Raw genomic sequence first — 20,424 nt, 5'->3', positions numbered from 1 at the left:
GAGCACTTATGAATGAGGTAAAGTGGGGGAGCTACTCCTTCAAAACATATTTCAGGCCAGGCCTGTATTTGGATGATTTTAATTTAAAACGTTTGTATCGTTCAATTATAGAAATTAATAATACTTCTAAGAAAAAAGTAAATATTAGATACCTTCAGCTAGAAGATATCGATGAGATTAAAAGTTTTTTGAGTCATATTATTGTTTCTATAGTTCATACACGTGGAAAAGATATTTCATTTTTAATGAATTATATTATTGAAGATGGTGATGTAAATATTCTTCATGTCGGAATTATGATTGCAAATTCTTATACTGGTAATGAAGCGATGGCCATGATGGCATGCTTTAATAAGTTGGAGTATTTTAAGCAGCATAAATGTTTTTATACGACTAATATATCAGCGACTCCTGCTGCAATTGAAGCCTTTGATAAGATAAGTCGTAAAGTTTGGCCATCTCCAAAGAGTCAGATCAAGAAACCACCAAAGGACTATATTAACGTTGTAAAACTTCTTGAAGAGTTCTACATCAAAAAATGGTTTCAGGACCCTACAGAGTGCAATATTGACCCGTATCGCTTTGTTCTTAAGTCTCCATGCAAGAAGATGGGATTTAAAACAAATATGTTTCAAATGAGTCGGGCAAATAATATTGAGTACCAAAATTTTTGCAATAGTTTAATCGATTACGAAAATGAAGAGGACCTAGTACAGGTTTCTACGTCAGGTTACCTTGAATTGATAAAAACCTACTTGTTGACCAACCTATATCTTGTCTTTAAAAAACCACCTCGCTTTTATGAGGAAGAGGCAACGATAGGTGATGAGAATGATTTAAGTAAAATTGCTTAGTTTATAAAATAGGCCCTACTTCATTAAATTGTAGTAGGGCCTATTTGTTAAGATGCTTTGCTAAGAGTCTGAGCACTACTTTCACATGCTTGTAATAACCTGATATAACGTTTAGTTGTTTCTTTCATATTATTTATAATGATATCTTTGTTTGGTAGTTGATTAACTGCTTCTAATGCCTTTTTGATATGTTCTATATCTTCATCTGTATGTACTTTCATAAATCTTGTCGCTGATTTTCCATACTTTTGAATTAAGTTATTAACAATTATTTGAGGAAGATTTGCTGCGAATGCCTCTAGTGCTAAGACCCAACCAAAAACACTTTCACCTCCATATGTATTGGCATAGTAAAACTGTGACTGGTAGAAGATCTTTGTTTCTTCATACTCCTGAAAATCACAAATGTTATAACCTAAACTCTTTAAGTCACTAAGGGCCAGGTTCTCATGTCCAGACTCTTCATCAGCATGTTCTAACCATCGCTTTGATAATTCCTCGGACTTGCAATGCTTTGCACTCGTTCTCAAAATACTTTCAGAGACAGAGGTATAATAGTAAGTTTGCGCTAGCCAATTGGCGTATACATTTTCATCTTCAAACTTTATTGCTCTTACTTCTTCGATTATTTGAGTAACACATTCATTAAGCAAACTTTCTAAATGATTCATAATTTTCCTCCTCATCTGGAAACTTAAAAAATAGAACTGAATCTCTATACTCATCATAGAGTTTGTTAACTTTTCTTTTAAGAATTTCATCATTTATATCGACAGCTGTTTTTTCGTTAAAATATAGAAGATTACATAAGAGTCCCTTGTAAATAATATTGGCGCAGATAATATCCCCATGCTTTTGACCTTCCTTACTTGCGCTATTAGTTTTTACAGTTGGTGCAATAACATGTTTTGCTTGAATATCTCTTGTAATATTCACTAGAATTTGTCGCAAGATACTGTAGAAGTCTAAGTGGTGTCTTTTCTTACGATAACTCGGAGAAATTGTTAGTAACTCAATACTGTAGACGTTACTTATGGCCAGCTCTTTTATTGCCCTGATGCCTTTCATTGGAATTTCTCTAAAGTATGATTGCTGTTTAAATAAAGGAATGGAGAAGTCATGCTTACTCATTGCACAGTAAGCACATACATTATTATCAGCGTCTAAAAGCAGAATATGAAGCTCTTGCCTTAGAAATGTATCTGAGCAAAAGTTATCTTGAATTTTAAAGATTTCGGCCCATGTTTCTTGATACATTAGAAAGGCCTTTTGAAGCAGTGCTTTGTTAGCGCTGCTAAACATTTCTTGCTTGTGAATAATTTTTAGTTGAATTTCCATTTGAGAATTGTAGTACGACTAGAGAGGATCTATACTGCAAATTGATTTATCCCGTTATTTCAGTTACTTATGAAATTAGCTAATGTAGGTGCTATTTATTTACAAGCCAATAAACTGTGTAAAATTTATTTATGGAGTGAATTTGTTGAATAGTTTTGGTACTTAACTTTCATGTACGAATTTAAATGCTCCAAGCTAATGGCCCGTCTGATTATAGATTCAGTCACAAAGCTTGGTGTCGATAAAGCTCCATTCAATGAATTATATTCTAAGTATGAAAATACTTGTGATAAGTATATTTCTTATAAGTTTTTAAATGACTATGCAGATCTTCTTCTACAAAAAGTTGATGAGGATGAAGTTATTCGAGTTATTGCCAATGATGGCCTAAATTCAGAAAAACTAAGTGTATTTAAAAACTTAGTTTTTAGTATTTTATCTCTTAAAAGCCTTTATAACATTCAATCTAAATTGGTTTTAACATATTTATTCAAAGGCGTTACTTTGAATGTATCGACACGTGGTAAAAATATTAGACTTGTCCAAGAAGCTTCGGCACCGAAAGTGCATTCGTTATTTTTCAAGATTTATGCAGAAGTTTATAGGAACTTTCCAATGATAATTGGTCGAGAACCTGCCAAAGTTGTTAGCTTAAGGATTGAAAACTCTTCAATGACAATGGAGATATCTCCAAGTCAAAAGCTGAATATTGTTTCTACAATTGGTCTTTTTCTTAAAACGAGATTTGCACATTTGGCCGCAAAATCAATGTATATAAATCTAATTAATGAGCTTAGAGAAGAATCAGATCAACAAAATTACGAACTTAAAAAGTTAAATGAACAACTTGATCAGTCGCTAAAACAAAAGAGTGTGTTAGTTCGTGCTTTAGGCCATGACATTAATAATTCAATCGTCACAATCAAACTTTCATGTGAAAGGTTGTTACGAACTTTAGAGGATGAAAAAGATCTTAAGGTTGCAACAACAATATCGAAACACATCGAAATCATAAATCTTATCGCTAATAATGCACTTCAAAATGAAATAGATGAAGACCATATTGTTAATAATTACTCAATTGAGAATGTATCTAGTGTCGTTGATGATTTAGTTGATAGTTTCAAAGATAAAATTTTACGAAAGAATCTAGATGTTATTACTGAAGTAAGTACTCAGAGTAGTGACTTTTATATTAATAGACCAATCTTTACATATAATATTCTTGCAAATTATTTTTATAACGCAATTAAATACTCATTTCCATACGGAAGGATCATCATCTCTATTTCAGAGATCAATGATTTTTTCGTGTTTAAAATCATTGATGAAGGAAAGGGGATGAATGTTAGCATGTCTAAGCAGGTATTGGGTACTGAAGGGGAAACTGGACGTGGTCAGGGAATGATAATTGCAAGAAATTTATTGGCCAAAATGTATGGTGATGTCGTTGTATCTAGTAAACAAGGTGTTGGGACTAGTGTTTCAATAAGTATTCCTAAGTCACTTTCAACAACATCAAACAGTAATCATTTTACACTTTAAATTAAATAATAAGTTTTCGACTTCACGAGTCATCGTGTGGAGATGCTCTTTAAATGTTGGATGTTGATTAAAATCAATAGGCCACTTTTTTTCCATTTCAAATATTCTTGTATACAATACATCAATGAAATTTAAACTCAGGGATTATCAAGTTGAAGCTGTTGAGAGAGTGGTCTCTCACTTTAGAAAATGTGCTGATCCTTCTCTTATTGTTCTCCCAACAGGTGCTGGAAAAAGTTTAGTCATTGCTGAACTTGCGCGTATTGCACGTGGGCGTGTTCTTGTGATGGCCCATGTAAAAGAGTTAGTAGAACAAAATCATGCTAAGTATGAGTCCTATGATTTAAAAGCGGGAATCTTTTCTGCCTCTATGAATAGAAAGGATAAGGACGAAAAGGTTATTTTCGGCTCGATTCAATCTATTGCCCGTGCTGCTGATGATTTCTTCAAAGATTTTTCTCTTGTTATCATTGATGAGTGCCATCGAATTTCGCTAGAAGAAGAGTCTCAATACCAACAGGTTTTTGACAAACTAAAAGAAGTAAACCAAAAGGTTTTCTTTCTTGGCCTTACGGCAACACCATATCGCCTTGGAATGGGATGGATTTATAACTATCACTATCATGAAATTCTAAGGACAAAAGAAGAGCGCTTTTTTAAGCATTGTATTTATGAGTTGCCACTTAGTTATATGATTAAAAATGGTTATTTAACTAGGCCAATTAAAATTGATTCTCCTGTTGCTTGCTATGACTTTTCAAAACTTGAAGTTAATGAGAATTCTGGACGATTTTTAACTCAAGAAATTGAGAAAATTTTGAACGATAGCGCTCGTGTTACACCAGGGATTGTTAAGCATATCGTCCAAGAGGCAAAAGAGAGAAATGGGGTTATGCTTTTTACTTCTACAGTAAAGCATGCCAATGAAGTCTTGAGTTTTTTACCTGAAGACTCTAGTGCCATTGTAACAGGTGAAACTGATCAAAAAGTTCGCGACCAAATCATCGATGATTTTAAGAATCAAAAAATAAAATTCTTAGTAAACGTCTCTGTTTTAACAACTGGGTTTGATGCTCCTCATGTGGACTTGATTGCAATCCTTCGTCCAACAGAGTCCATTAGTCTTTATCAACAGATTGTTGGACGAGGTCTAAGACTTTTTGAAGGAAAAGAAGACTGTTTAATTCTCGATTATACTGGACTTGACCACGATATTTTTAAACCTGAAGTCGGTGAAATCCGACCTCATGGAGAAACTCAAGAAGTGCAGGTGATGTGTCCTGATTGTGGGCATGCTAATATCTTTTGGGGCAAGGTTGATAGTGAAGGTTGTATCACTGAACACTATGGCCGAAAGTGCCAAGGTATCCATATTGACGAAAGTAATATGACTGTCCAAGAGTGTGGCTTTCTTTTTCGATTTAAAAGCTGTGATAATTGCGGACAAAGTAATGATATTAGTGCTCATGAATGTGTACATTGTTCACATGAATTACGTGACGCTGATAAGAAATTAAAAGAGGCAATGCAACTTAAAGATGCCCATATTATGCGTGTGGAAGAGATGATCTTTAGTGAACATCAAGGTAAGAAGGGACGCTCTCTTGAAGTCAGCTACTTTGATGTGAACGGAGAGTCTTTAAAAGAATATTATCAGCTAAATAGTAAGTCGCAACAGATGGCCTTCTATCATGCTTTTGTGAAGAAACACTTAAAAACACCTGAGCTTAAGTATTATATTGATGATCTTGATAAAATCTTAAAGGATCGAAAGTATTTTAGAGAACCGAAATTTGTGATTGCGCGAAAGAAACAGCGTTTCTGGCAAATAAGAGAGAAAATTTTTATAGAAGAACTAAAGTCGGCGAGATACACGAAATAACTTTTCCATCGCAAGCTCTCCAAGGGTTTCTGAAAACATCTCAAAGAGAGTGTCTGGTATCGAAGATTTTTCACCCTTCCAATAACTTTTTGAAAAGAAGAGGCATCTACCATCCGAAAGTTGTCTCACATTGATTTCTCCCCTTAGTCCTTTTAAGAATCCCTTATCAAATGTAAATGGATAGGCACCCGGTTTTGTGATGCGGGGAATTTTAAAATTTAGCGACATCGGAAAGGGCATGAGAGTATGGTCGAGATACAGATAGATCTCTTTTTTCTTTTCTGAATAACCTGATAGTTTTACTAGGTCGATATATTCATTAAATTTTTCGTAGCGCGACAATTTTCTTAAAGCGACTTTGCATTTATTTGGATGGATTCCATATATTTGGTAATCTAAACTTTGTTTGTTTTCTTGGGTCTTAACAATGGCCTTTCGATAAATTCTTTTTTTATCAACTAAAATTTCTTTGATATCAGCATCAATCCCCTTGAAATCAGAGGCGATAGCAAGATTTGAAAATACCAAAATCAAGTAAAAAACTGCTGTAATTATCAATGGTTGACGCGTTGTAACTTTCAAGGCCTTTAAGTTTCCCTTATTCTTTATAGTAAATTCATTATAGCACGAAGCTAAGATAGGGGAAAATTTAAGCATGGGACGCAGCATTGAAAAAGTTAATCGTAAAGGTAAGACGAAAGACGCCGTCATTGAGAGTAAAGATCAAAGGTGGCACTGTCGAAACCGTATTACGCTCGTCTTTGGTTCTAATGATATTGAAGATTTAGAAACATATGTCTACGAAGATAAGTCAGTAGATTTCAAAACCGTTAAATTTCATCAGGCAAAATCAAAGGCCATTGAAGAGCTTTTAGATAACTGTATTGATGAGTATTACCGCGGGCACGTTACAGAAATTCACACTTCTCTTAGTGAAGATGGGAAAACTGTTGTTGTTGCCGACAATGGTATTGGTTTCCCATTAAATAAAGTCAAGCAGGTTTATTCTGAGTTTAGAACTGGTTCTAAGTTTAAGGATGAAGAAACAGACGAGAAAGGCTTCTTACACAGAACTTTAGGACAGAACGGACTTGGTGCTGCTGCAACTTGTCTTACTGCAGATGAGTTTATTGTTACAATTAAACACTATAACTCTAAGAAAGAGCAGACGACGAAGTTTATCGACGGGGCCCTAAAGATTACTCAATCAAAACCAAAAGCCTTCAAAGGTGCATCTGGTGTATCAATCCAAGTAACTCTGTCAAAAGAAGTATACAAAGATAATAAGATTGATGAAAACCTTCTGAGAAAGAGAATTATTGACCTTGCTTACAATAATCCAGGGCTAGCTTTCTACTTTAATGGTGAGAAGTATCACTATCAAAAAGGTCTCTTCCAACTAGCTCAAAGAATTGATGAAGAGAATGCGCATGATTTTGGTGAAGCAGCCTATATCTACGAAACAGTAAATACTAAGAAGAAAAAGGTTAAGGGAAAGATTGATATGTCTCTTTCTCTAACTATTGATAAGGGAAGTGAAGAAAGAGAGAAATTTATTTCTTTTGTTAACTCTACTCCTACTTATGATGGTGGTTTCCACCACGATCGCGTAAGAAGAATTTTCATTAATGCGATTAAAGACAAGTTAGAACGTCAGGCAAAGAAAGAGAAAATTAAGTTAGTTGATAATGATATTCTTTCTGGTCTTACTTTTGTTCTTGGTGTGACAATGCCAAATCCAAGATTTGAATCGCAAACTAAACGTAAGTTAGTTCGTGATGCACATCTTGAAAAGGCCCTTGAAGAATTAATGGCAAAGTCTATTGATAAATTCATGAGAAAAAACAAAGACTATCTTGAAGTTGTTATTGAAAGAGCTAAGTCTCGTCACAAATATCAAGTTCTTAAAGAAGCGGCATCTAAGGGCCGTAAGCAAAAAAGACAAAGAGTTGAAAAACTTCTTGATGCCAACGAAAGAAAAAAACGTGATTTATGTACACTCTTTATTTGTGAAGGGGATTCGGCCATTGGTGGTCTAAGATCTGCTCGTAATAAACTGTACCAAGGTGGGATTGCTCTTCGTGGTAAACCTATGAACGTTGCCCAAGCAGGTATCAAAGACATTTTAAATAATCAGGAATTTTCAGATATCATGGCATCAATCGGTCTTGTTCTTGGACAAGAGGTTGATGAGAAGAAGCTTCGTTATTCTAATATCGTATTCCTTGCCGACTCGGATGTTGACGGTGGGCACATCAATACGCTTCTAACAAATTTCTTCTACCAATTTTGGCCAGAATTATTTGAAATGGGTGCTATTCAAATTGCAAAAGCGCCACTTTTTGAAGTCGTGACAGATAAGAAAACTCTGTATTTCGAATCAGATAAAGAACTAGAAGAGTTTAGAAATTCTGGAGAAGTAAGAATAAAAGAAATTCATCGAAACAAAGGGCTTGGTGAGATGTCACCGGAAGCCTGGAAGTATGTTTTATCAAAAGATGAATATACAAAAATTATCGTTGATCAAAAATCAAAAGCTAAAGAGATGTTAAATATCTGCTTTGGTAAAGATACGAATCTTAGAAAAGATTTATTACTTGATGAAGAGCAGTCTGAGATTATGTCAGAGGCAATTTCTGAAGATAAAGTTGTAACTAAGCCTAAACCAGCTAAGAAAGTAGCTAAAAAAGCTGCGAAAAAAACTGAGAAAACGGCGAAAAAACCAGCAAAAAAAGTCGCTAAGAAAGCTGCTAAGAAAAAGGCAAAGAAGGCCGTTGCAAAAAAAGCTGCAACTGGTGGTCTGGCCGACATGATTGATTACCTTGATTAAAAAAGAAATTGGAAGGAAATAAATAATGCAAGAAACTTATCTTCATTCACTAGAATCAGTAAACTTAGAAGATATCGTAAGAGATGAATACCGCACGTATCAGATCTATACATTAATGGATCGTGCGATCCCTTATCTTCAAGATGGCCTTAAACCGGGTCAAAGACGTATTCTTTATACGCTTTGGAAAAATCAGTCGAAAGGACTTTTAAAAGTTTCAGCTGCCACTGGTCTCGTTTTAACTCTTCACCCGCACGGACCAGCTTCGATTGAATCGGCCATTGTAAATATGGCCCAAGATTATACTTTCTCTAATAACTATCCTCTTATTGATAAGAAAGGATACTTCGGAGAGAGGATGGAAACTGATCCGGCCGCTGGAAGGTATATCGAATGTAAGCTAGGTAAGGTATCTGATCTCTTACTATTTGATGATATGAACCAAGTTGAAATGGTTCCAAATTATGATGAACGTTCGATGGAGCCAGTAGGGCTTCTTCCAAAGCTTCCTCTTATGTTATTAAACGGAGCTGAGGGGATTGGTACAGGTTTCTCTTCGACGATTCCAAGTTTTCATCACAAAGATATTATTAAGTCGATGATTTCATTTATTGAAACTGGTAAGGTGAAGAAGTTAAAACCTTACGTTCATAATTATTCTCTACCAATTCATGTTGATAAGAAGACTGGAAAACTTACGTTTGAAATGTCGATTGAAGAAAAAGGTGGAAAGTTCTTTATTACTGAACTTCCTCGTGGTTACGATGCTAAGAAGATTTATCGTCACCTGACAAAATTCATTGATAGCGGTTATATCAAAGATTTCGTTGATGCTTCTGTGGATAATGAAATCAATATTGAACTTCTTTTAAAGAAGGGCCAAGAAGCAACACTTAAAGAAATTCAAGATACAATTGGTGCAACTTCAACTCTTTCTCCAAATTACACTCTAATTTCAGAAAGAGGGGTAAAGATCTTTGATCAAGCTGAAGAGATTATTGAAATCTTCACTGGTGAAAGGTTAAAGGTTGTTACTCGTCGTTATGAACTTCTTTGCCTTGATCTGAAAGATTCAATTACAAAGAATAATGAAATTATCAAATTCATCAAAAATAAAGAATACGAAAAGGCGACAAAGTCGAAAAACAGAAAGTCTTTCGTAGAGTATCTTGATAAAAAGAAGTACGTTTATGCTGACTATCTAGCAGATATGCCAATTTATCGTATGACAAAAGATGAAGTTGAAAAACGCAAGTTACTTATTCAGGATGAAACGAAAAAACTTAATGAGTATACAAAAATTGCGAAGTCACCTAAGCTTGTTGCCAAGAAGCTAATTGAAGAGCTAAATGATGTTGATACTAAATTAACTGACTGGCTTAAGAAGAAAGATGCGGAAAAGCAAAAGCTCCTAAAAAAGATTGCTAAAGATCAAGAGAAACTTGGAAAGAAAAAGGCCAAGAAGAAAGCAGTTAAAAAGAAGTCTTAATAATCTAAGTGAAATAGTCTGATAAAAAAATCCCCAGCAGAAGTGCAAAACTTGTGCTGGGGATTGTTCATGTCAATACGCCAATTTGACAAGAAGAAGTTGATATAAACATAATACATGGTATTTATTTAGCTACTCAACTTAATGTTTTCTTAAAACTGGCTTAATTGACATCTTTACGCCGAAAAAGGCTAAGTTATTAAAATGAAATATATTTCCCACAAAATTTTTTTTGTGAAATATTCATAATTCTGCTAACCTATTAATATATAAAGGTTCTTTTGATTCATGGAGGAATGCAATGAGCTTGACTAAAGCTGATATTGTCGAACGAGTTTATAAGGAAGCAGGGTTTTCTAAAAAGGAAGCTTCTGACCTTGTTGACTTAGTTTTTAAGGTAATTAAAGATACTTTGGCCCGCGGGGAAAAAGTAAAAATTTCTGGTTTTGGAAACTTCTCAATTCGCGATAAAGCATCAAGAGTTGGCCGTAACCCACAAACAGGTGAGGCGATGGAAATTTCAGCAAGACGTGTTCTTACTTTTAAACCTTCACAGGTGCTAAAAGAAGATATTACTGGACGCTACGTTCACCGTATCGATGATAAAGGTAAGGAAGACACTTCAATTGCTCCTAAGGAAGGAACACCGAAAGCATTAACATCATTCAGAAATGATACTGATGATGACTACGAGAGTGAAAACGGATTTTAAATGCTAGAAACATTATCGATTCCACAAAAATCGTTATTTAAACTTGATGAAGTTTGCTCAATCGTTGGTGTAAAGCCATACGTATTAAGATTTTGGGAAAGTGAATTTGATGAAATTTCACCTCTCGTTTCTTCTACTGGTCAAAAACTTTTTGAACAAAAAGATATTCAAATGCTGGCAAAAATCAAAGGCCTTCTATTTGAAGAAAAGATGACTATTGAAAAAGCTAAGCTAGTTTTAAGAGGTCAATTAGATCTTTCTAAAGACAGTGCTGTTGCCAAGAAGAAGTTAAATACTAAGCCTGCAAAGTCTTCTAAATCAAAAGTTGTAAATTACAATATTGATTTAGATAAACTAGAGCAAGCGAAGAGCATCCTGAATCAATTGAACCTAAAGAGTCAAAGTATTCAACAAAGAAATAATTGGATCTAAAGAGGCGGGCCTAGCGCCTGTCTCTACATCTAAGTGACCAGTTATTGTTCTTTGATTTGGTTCAATAATACTAAGTATCTTTCCAAGATATTCTCCGTACACTAAACGGATATTTTCGCACGCGTACTTTTCAAAAAATACTTTCATATATTCTAGATTAGATTGTAATTCATTGAAACATTCTTGCGATCGTGTCTTCCAAGGATTTACAGCTTCCTCATGTTCACTTAAAACTTCATCTTCTAATTCGCAAAGATCATCAAGAAGTTGAAATGCTATTCCCATGTGATGTCCAAGGCGGTGTAGTGCCTTTGCTGTTTTTAAATCCGCATCGTCATTAAATAGGTATGGCCCAACAATTGAGAGTTGAATAAGACGTGCTGTCTTAAGCTTATGAGTAAGAATTAAATTCTTAAAACTCTCTGTCATATGGTGGCCTAAATCGAGGGCCTGGCCAAGAATTAGTCCTTTGGCGCCTAAACACCAATGAGCATAATTTAGAATTTCGTATTTATTCCTAACTTGTATTTTGTTTATTAAATTAAAGCTTAGAGATTGTAGAGCATCTCCGGCCAGTAGTGCTTGCCATTGGCCAAATTTTGCATGAGTTGAAAGTCTGCCACGACGATATTCATCATCATCCATACAAGGCATATCATCATGAATAAGTGTATATGTATGATGAATTTCTAATGCACATGAGAAGCTCTTAATTGACTTCTCAAGCTTTTGATTACTAAAGTCTATACCAAAGTCTTTTGCAGTGGCATAAGCGAGCAGAGGGCGAAATAACTTTCCTGCAGGTAATAACGAATAATCATATATCTCACTGAAGAAATTGTGATAATTATTTTGATCGATAAATAACTTTAGGTCAGCTTCAATTTGCTGCCTTGCTTCTTTTGGCTTAAGTAGTGATTGATTTTGCATTGAATTAAGATGCTTTAAAGTTGGCCTTTAGTCAACTAGCGCTTAATCATTTTCGGCGTGTTTGGACGTCCAAGAGTCCCATCAATTTTCATATGGTAGAAACCTTGTTCGTCAGGAGTACCATTGCCTAGAAGAAGGTTGATAATCGCAAAACTTTCGATAAATTCTGGTGTGAATTTAACCTGTGCTTCGAGATCGATTTTTGAATTTCTAATATTTCTTTTATCTAGAGAAATTGTTCCACTTGCATTGGCACGAATAGGTGAGTTGCTATCTCCAATGATTAACTCTTGGATTTCAACGGCCCCTCCATCTTCAGCATGTGCTTTAAATGAAAGATTTTTTATTGCTAGAGTAGGTAATTCAAAACTTTGAATGACTTGGGCCGGAATCGTAAAATCCTTTGATGTTAAATAAATATCGAGATCTTTTATTGCTTTTAAATCTGTACTAACAAGTGCGTTTAGATTGATCGTTCCATCTATTTTAAATGCATTCATTAGCGGGCCAAGGGCCTCAAAGCTGATTACAGAATTTTCTATCTTAATGTATTGAGTTGAAAAATTGTGAATCGACTTAATATTGATATTATTATTTAATCCCGAAATCTTACTTATTTCTGTATTAAATGTAAGACCCATTGGTGCAAAGCTTGGAAGTCCTAAAGAAATATCGGCTTCTGAAATAGTTAGTCCTGATGGAGCATTTAAACATCGAGATGAGATATCGATTTCTTTTAAGTTAATACCTGGAAGAAAATAGCTAAGAGAGGCGTTCTGATAATAAATAGGGCAGCTTCGATTCTTTCTAAGTCCATCATAAACGAGACTCATTACTTTATCTTCAACTGAAAAATTGAAAATGAATCCAAGAAAGAGAGATAAGAATGCAAGGATCGTCATTAGAAAAATTGTTTTCTTATTTATCTTGTATACGTCTGTTTGTACTGCTTCTTCACTCATATTATTCTTCTGGATACCCATATTATGTATTAGTTAACTTTTGCATAAAATTCGACAAGAAATTTGCCTGAAACAAATTTTCCATCAGCTGTTTTTTCAAGATCGATTTCTGTTATGATAACTTTAAACTTTCGGTGTAGTTCGTTTAGTAAGCCAACGAAAGCCTTATTAGTAAATTTATCAATCATAATACTTGTTTCAATACGATTGATTGAACCACCTAAGTTTTCTTTTTGAAAGCCATCAACATTAATTTGATTTGCTTTTAAGTTTAATCTCGAAGTCGCATCCGTTAATTTATTTACGAAATCAGATTTTTCGTAGATTGCATCATTTATTACAATAGGGCCTTCTTGGGCCTTAAGCTTCACGTTGCCTTCTTTAAAGCTCACAATAGCGCTCTCTAATTCTTTTCTTGTGTTCAGATCACTGACTTTCATTGTTCTAAAGATAAAGACACCAAGTAGAGCTATGACAGGAATAATAACAACTAGTCCAGATAAGAACTGATTAATAATTTTTTGCTCAGTTTCAGAGAAAGAGCGTAGTTGGTCTGCAAATGATTGAAATACACCAGAATTTCTAGCTTCTTCTATTTGCTTATCAATAGCGACATCAATTTCTTTAAACATGCTCTTTTGTGTCATTATTTACCTTTAAAACTAATAGTAATCTTATCTTTATTAGATTCATCAATATTGGCATCGTCAACATTAAGTCCTTTAAGGACTTTTAATAATTGTTTTGTATCTCGATCACTCTTACTTTGAAATTGTGCAAAACCTGAGTTTAGATCACCTTTGTACTTAGTTAATGATACTTCTTCGTTTCTTTTTATCGCACTTGTAATTGTGTGTAGGTTAGCAAGAGCACTAGTCTTTGGAACTTTTGCTAAAACTTTTAAATCAACATCAATTGCTTTATTTTTTTGTTTAATAATCTTTGTTAGCTTCTCAGGAGTTTTTCTAAGATATCTTTCCTGTTTTTGCGTAATATTCAAGTTACTCGATTTAATTAGTTTTTTGATCTCACGATCTGTTGACTTAATTTCTTGATTTACGAAGTAGAGTGATTCCACTAAGAATCCTGCAGATAAAACTAGGCAAACTATAGCAAGACGATAGAAAGTAAAGATTGTATTTTCTAGTTTAATTCCATCTTTAAGTGCAGAAGCAAATTCTTTCGTAAAAAAGTTTTTTGCAGGCTCTCTGTATGTATTTGAAGCACCCATTGTGTAGGCGAGTGTTAGAGAGTTGTATTCTTGTGCAGAAACCATTCTCTCAAGACCTGGTGTCATAAATTGTGAAACACTTACGTGAAGTCTTTCTGTAATATAGTTATCAATATTTTTGATATTGGCACAACCACCAGTTAAGTAGATATGTTCGATACTTTGACCTGTTTTTACTCTATGTCCAAGTAGCCATCGGTCGATTTGAGAAAGTAGGTCTTTAAAAGTATGATGCATCATAAGAGCAAAATCTTGCTGCTCTTTTGTTACACTATCAAGCTGTGACTTCGTTAGAAAGAAGCTGTTTTCGTGTTTAAAAATACGTGCTTCTGCTGCCCCAATATTGTAAGTCTTTGAAATGGCCTCATCAATGGCCGCGCCAGCAACATACGAAATGTGGTGAGTGTAGATAATACCGTTATAAATTAGGTAGGCCTTCGTTGTCTGATGACCAATATCTAAAATACATACATTTGATTCTAATTTCTTTTCTTCAACAAAGCTCTGATAAACACTAAGTTCCGACGTTAAGTTTGATGGAACAGTATGGTAGGCTTGTAGAAAATTACGATAAGTCGCAAAGACACTCTTTTCTGCAATTTGAACAATTGCTGAAAATTGACTATTGATCTTTTTATAAAGATTAACAATGTAGTGAGTATCGGCGATATTAAATGGTAGGTCCTCTTCAAGTTGAAAAGGAATCATTAGTTCCGCATCCTTCTTGCTCTTAGCAGGAAGATCAAGATAGCGATTCGTTAAGAATTCATTTGGTAGTTGAGTAATGATTCGACCATTGTAGTGCTGGTCTTTTAGAAAGCCTGAGATGATTCTTTGTTGAAGTTCATGAATCGATACTTCTTGGTCACTTGGCCCACGAACATCTTCGAGTAGAACTTCTTCAATATCATCAATAATGAATCTTTTTTTGTGTACTCGGCCTTCAACAAATTTAATACTGTAGGCACCACAGTCTATTACTAAAATACTCATAAATTTATTTTACCAAATTTCAATAACTTTGCTGTTTTTTTTTGAATGAAAAATTTGCCATTAGTAGGTGCGTATCTCAACAACTCTTGGACGCAGGAGATAGTACTTACTTGAAGACTGTTGCCCTTGTTGACCTGTACTTGATTGTTGTTGTCCACTACCTTGGTCGTCATCATCATCTGGATTCTGTGAACCACCTGCTTGTTGGCCAGATTGTCCTTGTGATGTCGTTGTTGGTGCCTGAGGTTTGATTGGTAAGTCGATAAAAGCAGTCAACTTATACGTTGTGTCGGCATACATACCGATGGATTCTAATTTGAAAAGCTTACCACCTGTACCAATGATAATATCTGCGTCAGCAAATTCTTTAATTCTTTTATCAAAGTCTGATGCTTCGACAGCTCCGAGACGATTTGTAATAAGTTCTTTGAAGTCCTTGTCACTTTTAAATGAACTTGGTGAAGTTCCATTTTCCTCATCACCATCACGGTACTTAAAGAATTCTTCCAGAGCAACGTCAGACATTTCAGGAAATAAAACTTTGAGTTGATTGATTGTAATTTCGTTAACATTAATTACGGAAACATTATGAATTGAAATTCGATCCTTTATAAGATTTACGATCTCATCATCCCAGCCCGCAAGAGAGTAAAGCTCTTCTGCTGTTTCAAAAGCGGCATGTTTGGCTTCAACACCAAGGTTTTGATAAGTTCTCTGGATATCTGCTTTTTCTGGCTCATCATAATCTTCTTTACCAGAAACAAAGTACTTTAATTCTTTAACAAGTAGTTTCGGATCAAGATTAGAGTAGTGAAGAGCGAAGTCTTCATTATTTTCGATCTCATTTCTAAATGTTGTTTCAAGCATTTCTGTAAAAGTTTTCTCCATGAATTGATGAGGTGTTATTGTCGAGCTCTGTTGGCCACTTGCCTCAGAGGAAGATTGTGAAGAGCTTCCATTCATTGGTTTGATTACTCTTAGGGTATTAGGATTAAGAAATCCTGTTATAGGCTTAAGACTAACTGAAATTGATCCTTGTATTAGTGATTCTTTTTCAAACTCTGCAATAGCATTTTTTTGAAGAGCACTTAATTCAGTCGTAACCGGAATTGGCACAACGAATGGTTGTGTGGCAATAGCTTCAATATCACTTTTAGAAATTGTCGATTGAAGGGAAGTGTTATCTTCAAGTTTGTTCCACGCTTCTCTATATACCTTTAAGACAGACAAGGCGTAATGAAGTCCTGCTTCAGCATTTAGCTTAGCTTGTACTTTATCGATTTGGCCTTCAATTCTGATTTTATTTAGTTTTGTCTCATACGTAAATTGAGCAAGTAGAACAGTTAGAATTGCAACGGCCGTCGTAACCATAATAATGGCGATACCAGACTCATTCTTAAGTAATGTCTTCTTATTTTTTAAAGTCATACTTTTCCTTTAAGTCTGCTGCTGCATCAAATTCTGGCCACATTACTCTAATTGTTCGATTAATTTGTATTTCATCTCCATTCTTTGAGACGTAATCGATATTCATACGAATAAGACGTGGAGTATTTCTTAATTTATTCAATTCTCTAAGTGATGAAACAAACTTTTCTTTTTCTGGACTATAGAATTCGAAAGAAAAGTCTCTTAAGTTTTCTATTACTGGATATTCTTTTGCTTTTTCCCAATCTAATTCAGTATTATAAATATCAACTGGAATGATTGTTCTCGTTAGGGAATATGGAGCTTCTGTATTTTTTTCTTCTTCCTCTTGCCCCTCTGTCGATGTCGTTACCACTCGGTAGCGTACCCACATTAAGTTAGATTGCTTCATATTCTTTATAAGTCTTCTGTTTGCTGAAGATAGAAAAACCAGTGAACCTTTCTCTTCATTTTGTAAAATTGGAATTGGAACATTTCCTGACGATAAGTTATCAAAATTCTTATTCTGATATATATGAGAAGTCATCACATATTTACTTGATTGTTGTTGCTGTTGCTGTTGAGACGATCCTCCAAGCCTTGATCCCGATTGAGATTGTGAGGCATTGTAGATTTTTGCAAAAGCTTTGTTATCTTCTGCTTTAGACGATTCGTAATAAAGAGGAGAGTTGATGAGTTCGATATCTCTTTCAATTCTCATCATTCCAATTTCTAACTGTAGTCTCTCGCGGTCTTCTTTAGTAACACGATCGTTCGTGTTAACACTGCTGTCGACGATTGTATAAATGGCCGTCATGAGTACTGATAAAATAGCGATAGCGATAAGAACTTCAATTAATGTGAAGCCCTTTTCATTGTTGTGAATATGATCGGTTTTAAAACTTCTCATCTTCTAGAGTCCGTTTATCTCTACTTTATATTTATCATTTGAAAGCCACGTACTTATTGTAAACGTTTCTTCTGTAGTATCATCTTTAACAGTGACACTAACTTGCCAAATAAGTTTTTCAAGGTTCTTTTTAACAACACCAAAGATTTGTTTTTGAATTGAGTTATTGCTATCGTCACCATCATCTGGTGTTTCAGAGCCCGTTATCTTTTCGAAGTCTGGTACCGTAAAATTCTTCCATTCAACGCTATAGCTAATATTTTCATTACTTTCAAATTTCCCTACTTCAGGCTTCATCGTAATACTATCTTTTAGCTCCGGTGGGTAGGCCAGAATCTCATTCATTTTTTCAATTCCATATTCACGAAGAGTTATCTCCGTTCGCATCTCCATCGAATCTGTAATATTTAGGCCTTGAGCAGTGATATATGAAGTAATAAAGACAGCGAATATTGCAAGTGCAATAAGAACCTCTATGAGGGTAAATCCAGAATTATTTTTTAATTGCTTAACCATTCGTTATAAAGTTCTTCTGCTTTTGTTGTTAGTTTTTCAATAAAGTCGTCACTAGAGAAGTTAACATCTTCCAAGGCCACGTACTCACGATTGATTACTTGACTGTATGGCTCTGTTGATAGTGCGACCATTTCATCTTCAGTTGCAAGAATAATTATAACAGAATCTTTCTCACCTGTGGGGTAAAAGTAAACATATGGTTTGCCAGTTATGTGTAATTTTTGTGTTAGTGTGCTGCCAACTGCAACAATGCGAACACCGCCCGTTGGACGGAAGTCATTAGCATCAAAGTCCGGTAGAGGCATGAAGCGACCTTTCTTATTTGCTTCTTTTTTCTCTTCATCAGTCATGTCATCGTAATTCTTTGTTGAATCCATATCAATTACAAAGTCATTACTTTGTGCCATTTCTAAAGAGAGTTTTTGGTCGATATCTTCTAAGTCAAAACCAACGCGTAGAAATTTATTTGTTAAGCTTGCTTCATCACTTGAGAAGCGAATAACTCGTTCAACATTTTCAATCGTATCATCTAGGTTGCGGCGTGAGGAAAAGGTTGATCCTGCAACCATGTAAAGAAGTAGGGAAGCTAAGGCCATGGATACCAGAATTTCAATTAATGTAAAACCTGATTGTCCATGTGCCTTATGCATAGTTTCCCTAATTTATTTTAGATTACTTATTGTCTCTTAAGTAGATATCGGCAGCGAAACCTTCTCCGCCTTCTTCGTTATCATTACCATAAGACATGATGTTGTAAGTCTTTCCATCTGAAGTATAAACATACTCCATATCCCATGGATCTAATGGGATTTCATCCGCATCGATAAATCCATTTGGTGGATAATTCTTACACTCGCGTCCGCCAGACGGTTTGTTGATAAGTGCGTCTAATCCCATCTCTGTTGTAGGGTAGAAGTTACACTTTCTTCTAAAGTCTTTCAGTAGTGACTCTAGTGATTTCATTTGAATGTTAGCAGATTTTACACGACCTTCTTCTAGTGAGTCGAAAACTTTACCTGCAATAAATGTCCCCATAAGTGAAATTAGAGTAAGGGCAATTAGGATTTCAATTAATGTCATCCCGGCCTGACTCTTCATTACTTGGCGTTTAAAAAAATTGTACTTCATTTAAAATCTCCTTAAATGTCTTCTTTTCTATATCCTCTAAAAAGCTTAATTGATTGAGTTTAGCTCCATCATTGGAACGACAACTGACATTACAATGAAAGCAACAGCTCCACCCATGCCGACCATCATAATAGGTTCGAGTACAGATGTTAACCCACTTAATTTAGATTCTACCTGATCCTCGTAGTTTTCCGCAATGATGTTAAGCATTGGTTCGAGTTCACCTGATTTTTCACCTAAGCTTATCATATGTGTAACCATGATAGGGAAGTATCCTGATTGTGCAAGGGGCGCTGCCATGGAAGAACCTTCCGATATATTAATACGAGCGCTTTCAATTGCATCTTGCATATGGACATTACCAATTAGGTTTTTAACAATCTTCATTGAAGCAAGAATTGGTACACCTGAATTTAAAAGTGTTGCAAGAGTTGAAGCAAAGCGTGAAACGTTCACCATTGTAATAAGTGAACCAAATACTGGAAGCTTTAGAGTCACGTAGTCCCATTTTGCGCGGCCATTCTTTGTATTAATATAGCGATTAAATAGCCAATAAAGACCAAAGGCGCCAATTATTACGGCCCACCAATATTGTTGTAAAAATCCTGATAGCCAAATTGAAATTTTTGTCGGCAGAGGTAACTCTTTTTTCATCGAAACAAAAATCTTTGTAATCTTAGGAATAACTAAAACTAGAATTACACCCATAACAAGGGCTCCAACTAGTAACATGATGATTGGATACATCATGGCACCTTTAACTTTATTTTTTAATTTAACTTGCGCTTCTGTAAATTCTGCAAGACGAAGTAGAACAATATCTAATGTACCTGACTGTTCACCGGCTTCAACCATGTTGACATAAATATGGTCAAAGATTTTTGGATAGTCTGAGAATGCAGAGGCAAGGGAGCTACCTTCATTTACTTTTTGACGAATCTCAGAGAGAACAACTTTTAATTTTGGGTTCTCACACTGTTCAATAAGTGCATTGAAGGCTTCAACAATTTGAATCTTTGCTTTAACAAGAGTGGCCAATTGTCTTGTCATAAGTGAAAGGTCGTTGATTGAAACGGTACTTCCGAAATTTAGCTCAAAAGAAGACTTACTAGAAGACTTATGTTCTTTTATCGCAGTAAGCATAATACCCTTAGCACGAATTTTGGCCTTGGCCGCCTGTTCGTTTTCAGCTGTGATATTACCTTTCTTTTCAGTTCCGGTACGATCGATACCTTTGTAATCAAATATGGCCATGTCTTCTTACT

Annotated in this window: 20 protein-coding genes; 7 read left to right on the top strand and 13 right to left on the bottom strand. The window is 35.0% G+C overall.

Annotated elements, in window-relative coordinates; translation table 11 throughout:
• Positions 1-8: 8 nt before the first annotated feature.
• Positions 9-854 (top strand): hypothetical protein, encoded by an 846-nt coding sequence (locus tag ACMAYS_RS04050; protein WP_103216797.1) that lies wholly within the window; start codon positions 9-11, stop codon positions 852-854.
• A 47-nt stretch (positions 855-901) separates the two neighbouring features.
• Here ACMAYS_RS04050 and ACMAYS_RS04045 read toward each other — a convergent pair whose 3' ends face one another.
• Together ACMAYS_RS04045 and ACMAYS_RS04040 are read right to left on the bottom strand one after the other, a co-directional pair.
• Positions 902-1,525, bottom strand: coding sequence for an iron-containing redox enzyme family protein (locus tag ACMAYS_RS04045; RefSeq protein WP_158246779.1), 624 nt, complete (start codon positions 1,523-1,525; stop codon positions 902-904).
• The gene (locus ACMAYS_RS04040) at positions 1,500-2,192 is read right to left on the bottom strand and encodes a hypothetical protein (RefSeq protein ID WP_412462787.1); all 693 of its coding nucleotides are present in this window, start codon (positions 2,190-2,192) and stop codon (positions 1,500-1,502) included. The genes ACMAYS_RS04045 and ACMAYS_RS04040 overlap by 26 nt, the downstream gene beginning before the upstream one ends.
• 171 nt (positions 2,193-2,363) lie before the next feature.
• On the opposite strand from ACMAYS_RS04040, the gene ACMAYS_RS04035 reads away from it, so the two are divergent.
• Positions 2,364-3,737 carry a sensor histidine kinase gene (locus ACMAYS_RS04035; RefSeq protein ID WP_412462786.1) on the top strand — a complete coding sequence of 458 codons (1,374 nt, stop codon included), beginning with the start codon at positions 2,364-2,366 and terminating at the stop codon, positions 3,735-3,737.
• Positions 3,738-3,861: 124 nt separating this feature from the next.
• Positions 3,862-5,619: a DEAD/DEAH box helicase family protein gene (locus ACMAYS_RS04030; protein ID WP_392991427.1), complete on the top strand. Its 1,758-nt coding sequence runs from the start codon at positions 3,862-3,864 to the stop codon at positions 5,617-5,619.
• Here ACMAYS_RS04030 and ACMAYS_RS04025 read toward each other — a convergent pair.
• On the bottom strand, positions 5,593-6,201 hold the full coding sequence (locus tag ACMAYS_RS04025; RefSeq protein ID WP_146037766.1) for a hypothetical protein: 609 nt from the start codon (positions 6,199-6,201) through the stop codon (positions 5,593-5,595). The two genes, ACMAYS_RS04030 and ACMAYS_RS04025, sit on opposite strands and share 27 nt — an antisense overlap.
• Positions 6,202-6,274: 73 nt before the next feature.
• Between ACMAYS_RS04025 and ACMAYS_RS04020 the strand changes: the two genes are divergently transcribed.
• The 4 genes from ACMAYS_RS04020 (at position 6,275) to ACMAYS_RS04005 (ending at position 11,082) form a co-directional block, all read left to right on the top strand.
• On the top strand, positions 6,275-8,449 hold the full coding sequence (locus tag ACMAYS_RS04020) for a toprim domain-containing protein (RefSeq protein WP_392991431.1): 2,175 nt from the start codon (positions 6,275-6,277) through the stop codon (positions 8,447-8,449).
• 25 nt (positions 8,450-8,474) lie between these two features.
• A complete protein-coding gene (locus ACMAYS_RS04015) occupies positions 8,475-9,938 on the top strand; it encodes a DNA gyrase subunit A (protein WP_103216804.1) in 1,464 nt (487 codons plus the stop codon).
• A gap of 307 nt (positions 9,939-10,245) precedes the next feature.
• Positions 10,246-10,650: an integration host factor subunit alpha gene (locus ACMAYS_RS04010; protein ID WP_392858006.1), complete on the top strand. Its 405-nt coding sequence runs from the start codon at positions 10,246-10,248 to the stop codon at positions 10,648-10,650.
• Positions 10,651-11,082 carry a MerR family transcriptional regulator gene (locus ACMAYS_RS04005; RefSeq protein WP_103216805.1) on the top strand — a complete coding sequence of 144 codons (432 nt, stop codon included), beginning with the start codon at positions 10,651-10,653 and terminating at the stop codon, positions 11,080-11,082.
• On the opposite strand, the gene ACMAYS_RS04000 is transcribed toward ACMAYS_RS04005, so the two are convergent.
• The 10 genes from ACMAYS_RS04000 to gspF are packed head-to-tail and all read right to left on the bottom strand — an operon-like array spanning position 11,041 to position 20,413.
• A complete protein-coding gene (locus ACMAYS_RS04000) occupies positions 11,041-12,012 on the bottom strand; it encodes a polyprenyl synthetase family protein (RefSeq protein ID WP_392991433.1) in 972 nt (323 codons plus the stop codon). The two genes, ACMAYS_RS04005 and ACMAYS_RS04000, sit on opposite strands and share 42 nt — an antisense overlap.
• Before the next feature lie 35 nt (positions 12,013-12,047).
• Positions 12,048-12,974, bottom strand: coding sequence for a type II secretion system protein GspN (gene gspN, locus ACMAYS_RS03995; protein WP_412462785.1), 927 nt, complete (start codon positions 12,972-12,974; stop codon positions 12,048-12,050).
• Positions 12,975-13,003: 29 nt separating this feature from the next.
• Positions 13,004-13,621: a hypothetical protein gene (locus ACMAYS_RS03990; protein WP_103216808.1), complete on the bottom strand. Its 618-nt coding sequence runs from the start codon at positions 13,619-13,621 to the stop codon at positions 13,004-13,006.
• On the bottom strand, positions 13,621-15,198 hold the full coding sequence (pilM, locus tag ACMAYS_RS03985; protein ID WP_412462784.1) for a pilus assembly protein PilM: 1,578 nt from the start codon (positions 15,196-15,198) through the stop codon (positions 13,621-13,623). The genes ACMAYS_RS03990 and pilM overlap by 1 nt, the downstream gene beginning before the upstream one ends.
• Before the next feature lie 60 nt (positions 15,199-15,258).
• Positions 15,259-16,626, bottom strand: coding sequence for a hypothetical protein (locus ACMAYS_RS03980; RefSeq protein ID WP_103216810.1), 1,368 nt, complete (start codon positions 16,624-16,626; stop codon positions 15,259-15,261).
• Complete coding sequence (locus tag ACMAYS_RS03975; protein ID WP_412462783.1) at positions 16,610-17,515, bottom strand: type II secretion system protein J; 906 nt, start codon at positions 17,513-17,515, stop codon at positions 16,610-16,612. Before ACMAYS_RS03975 ends, ACMAYS_RS03980 begins: the two co-directional genes overlap by 17 nt.
• Positions 17,516-17,518: 3 nt before the next feature.
• Positions 17,519-18,031 carry a prepilin-type N-terminal cleavage/methylation domain-containing protein gene (locus ACMAYS_RS03970; RefSeq protein WP_392991437.1) on the bottom strand — a complete coding sequence of 171 codons (513 nt, stop codon included), beginning with the start codon at positions 18,029-18,031 and terminating at the stop codon, positions 17,519-17,521.
• Positions 18,016-18,681 carry a prepilin-type N-terminal cleavage/methylation domain-containing protein gene (locus ACMAYS_RS03965; RefSeq protein ID WP_392991439.1) on the bottom strand — a complete coding sequence of 222 codons (666 nt, stop codon included), beginning with the start codon at positions 18,679-18,681 and terminating at the stop codon, positions 18,016-18,018. The genes ACMAYS_RS03970 and ACMAYS_RS03965 overlap by 16 nt, the downstream gene beginning before the upstream one ends.
• A gap of 22 nt (positions 18,682-18,703) precedes the next feature.
• Positions 18,704-19,159 (bottom strand): type II secretion system major pseudopilin GspG, encoded by a 456-nt coding sequence (gspG, locus tag ACMAYS_RS03960; RefSeq protein ID WP_412462782.1) that lies wholly within the window; start codon positions 19,157-19,159, stop codon positions 18,704-18,706.
• Positions 19,160-19,204: 45 nt separating this feature from the next.
• Positions 19,205-20,413, bottom strand: a complete 1,209-nt coding sequence (gspF, locus tag ACMAYS_RS03955) for a type II secretion system inner membrane protein GspF (RefSeq protein WP_412462781.1) — start codon at positions 20,411-20,413, stop codon at positions 19,205-19,207.
• Positions 20,414-20,424: the final 11 nt, after the last annotated feature.

This window comes from Halobacteriovorax sp. RT-2-6 (assembly GCF_047085025.1).
Classification (GTDB): Bacteria; Bdellovibrionota; Bacteriovoracia; order Bacteriovoracales; family Bacteriovoracaceae; genus Halobacteriovorax_A.
Note: the sequence above shows the minus strand (reverse complement) of the source record. Positions and strands in the feature narration are given on the sequence as shown.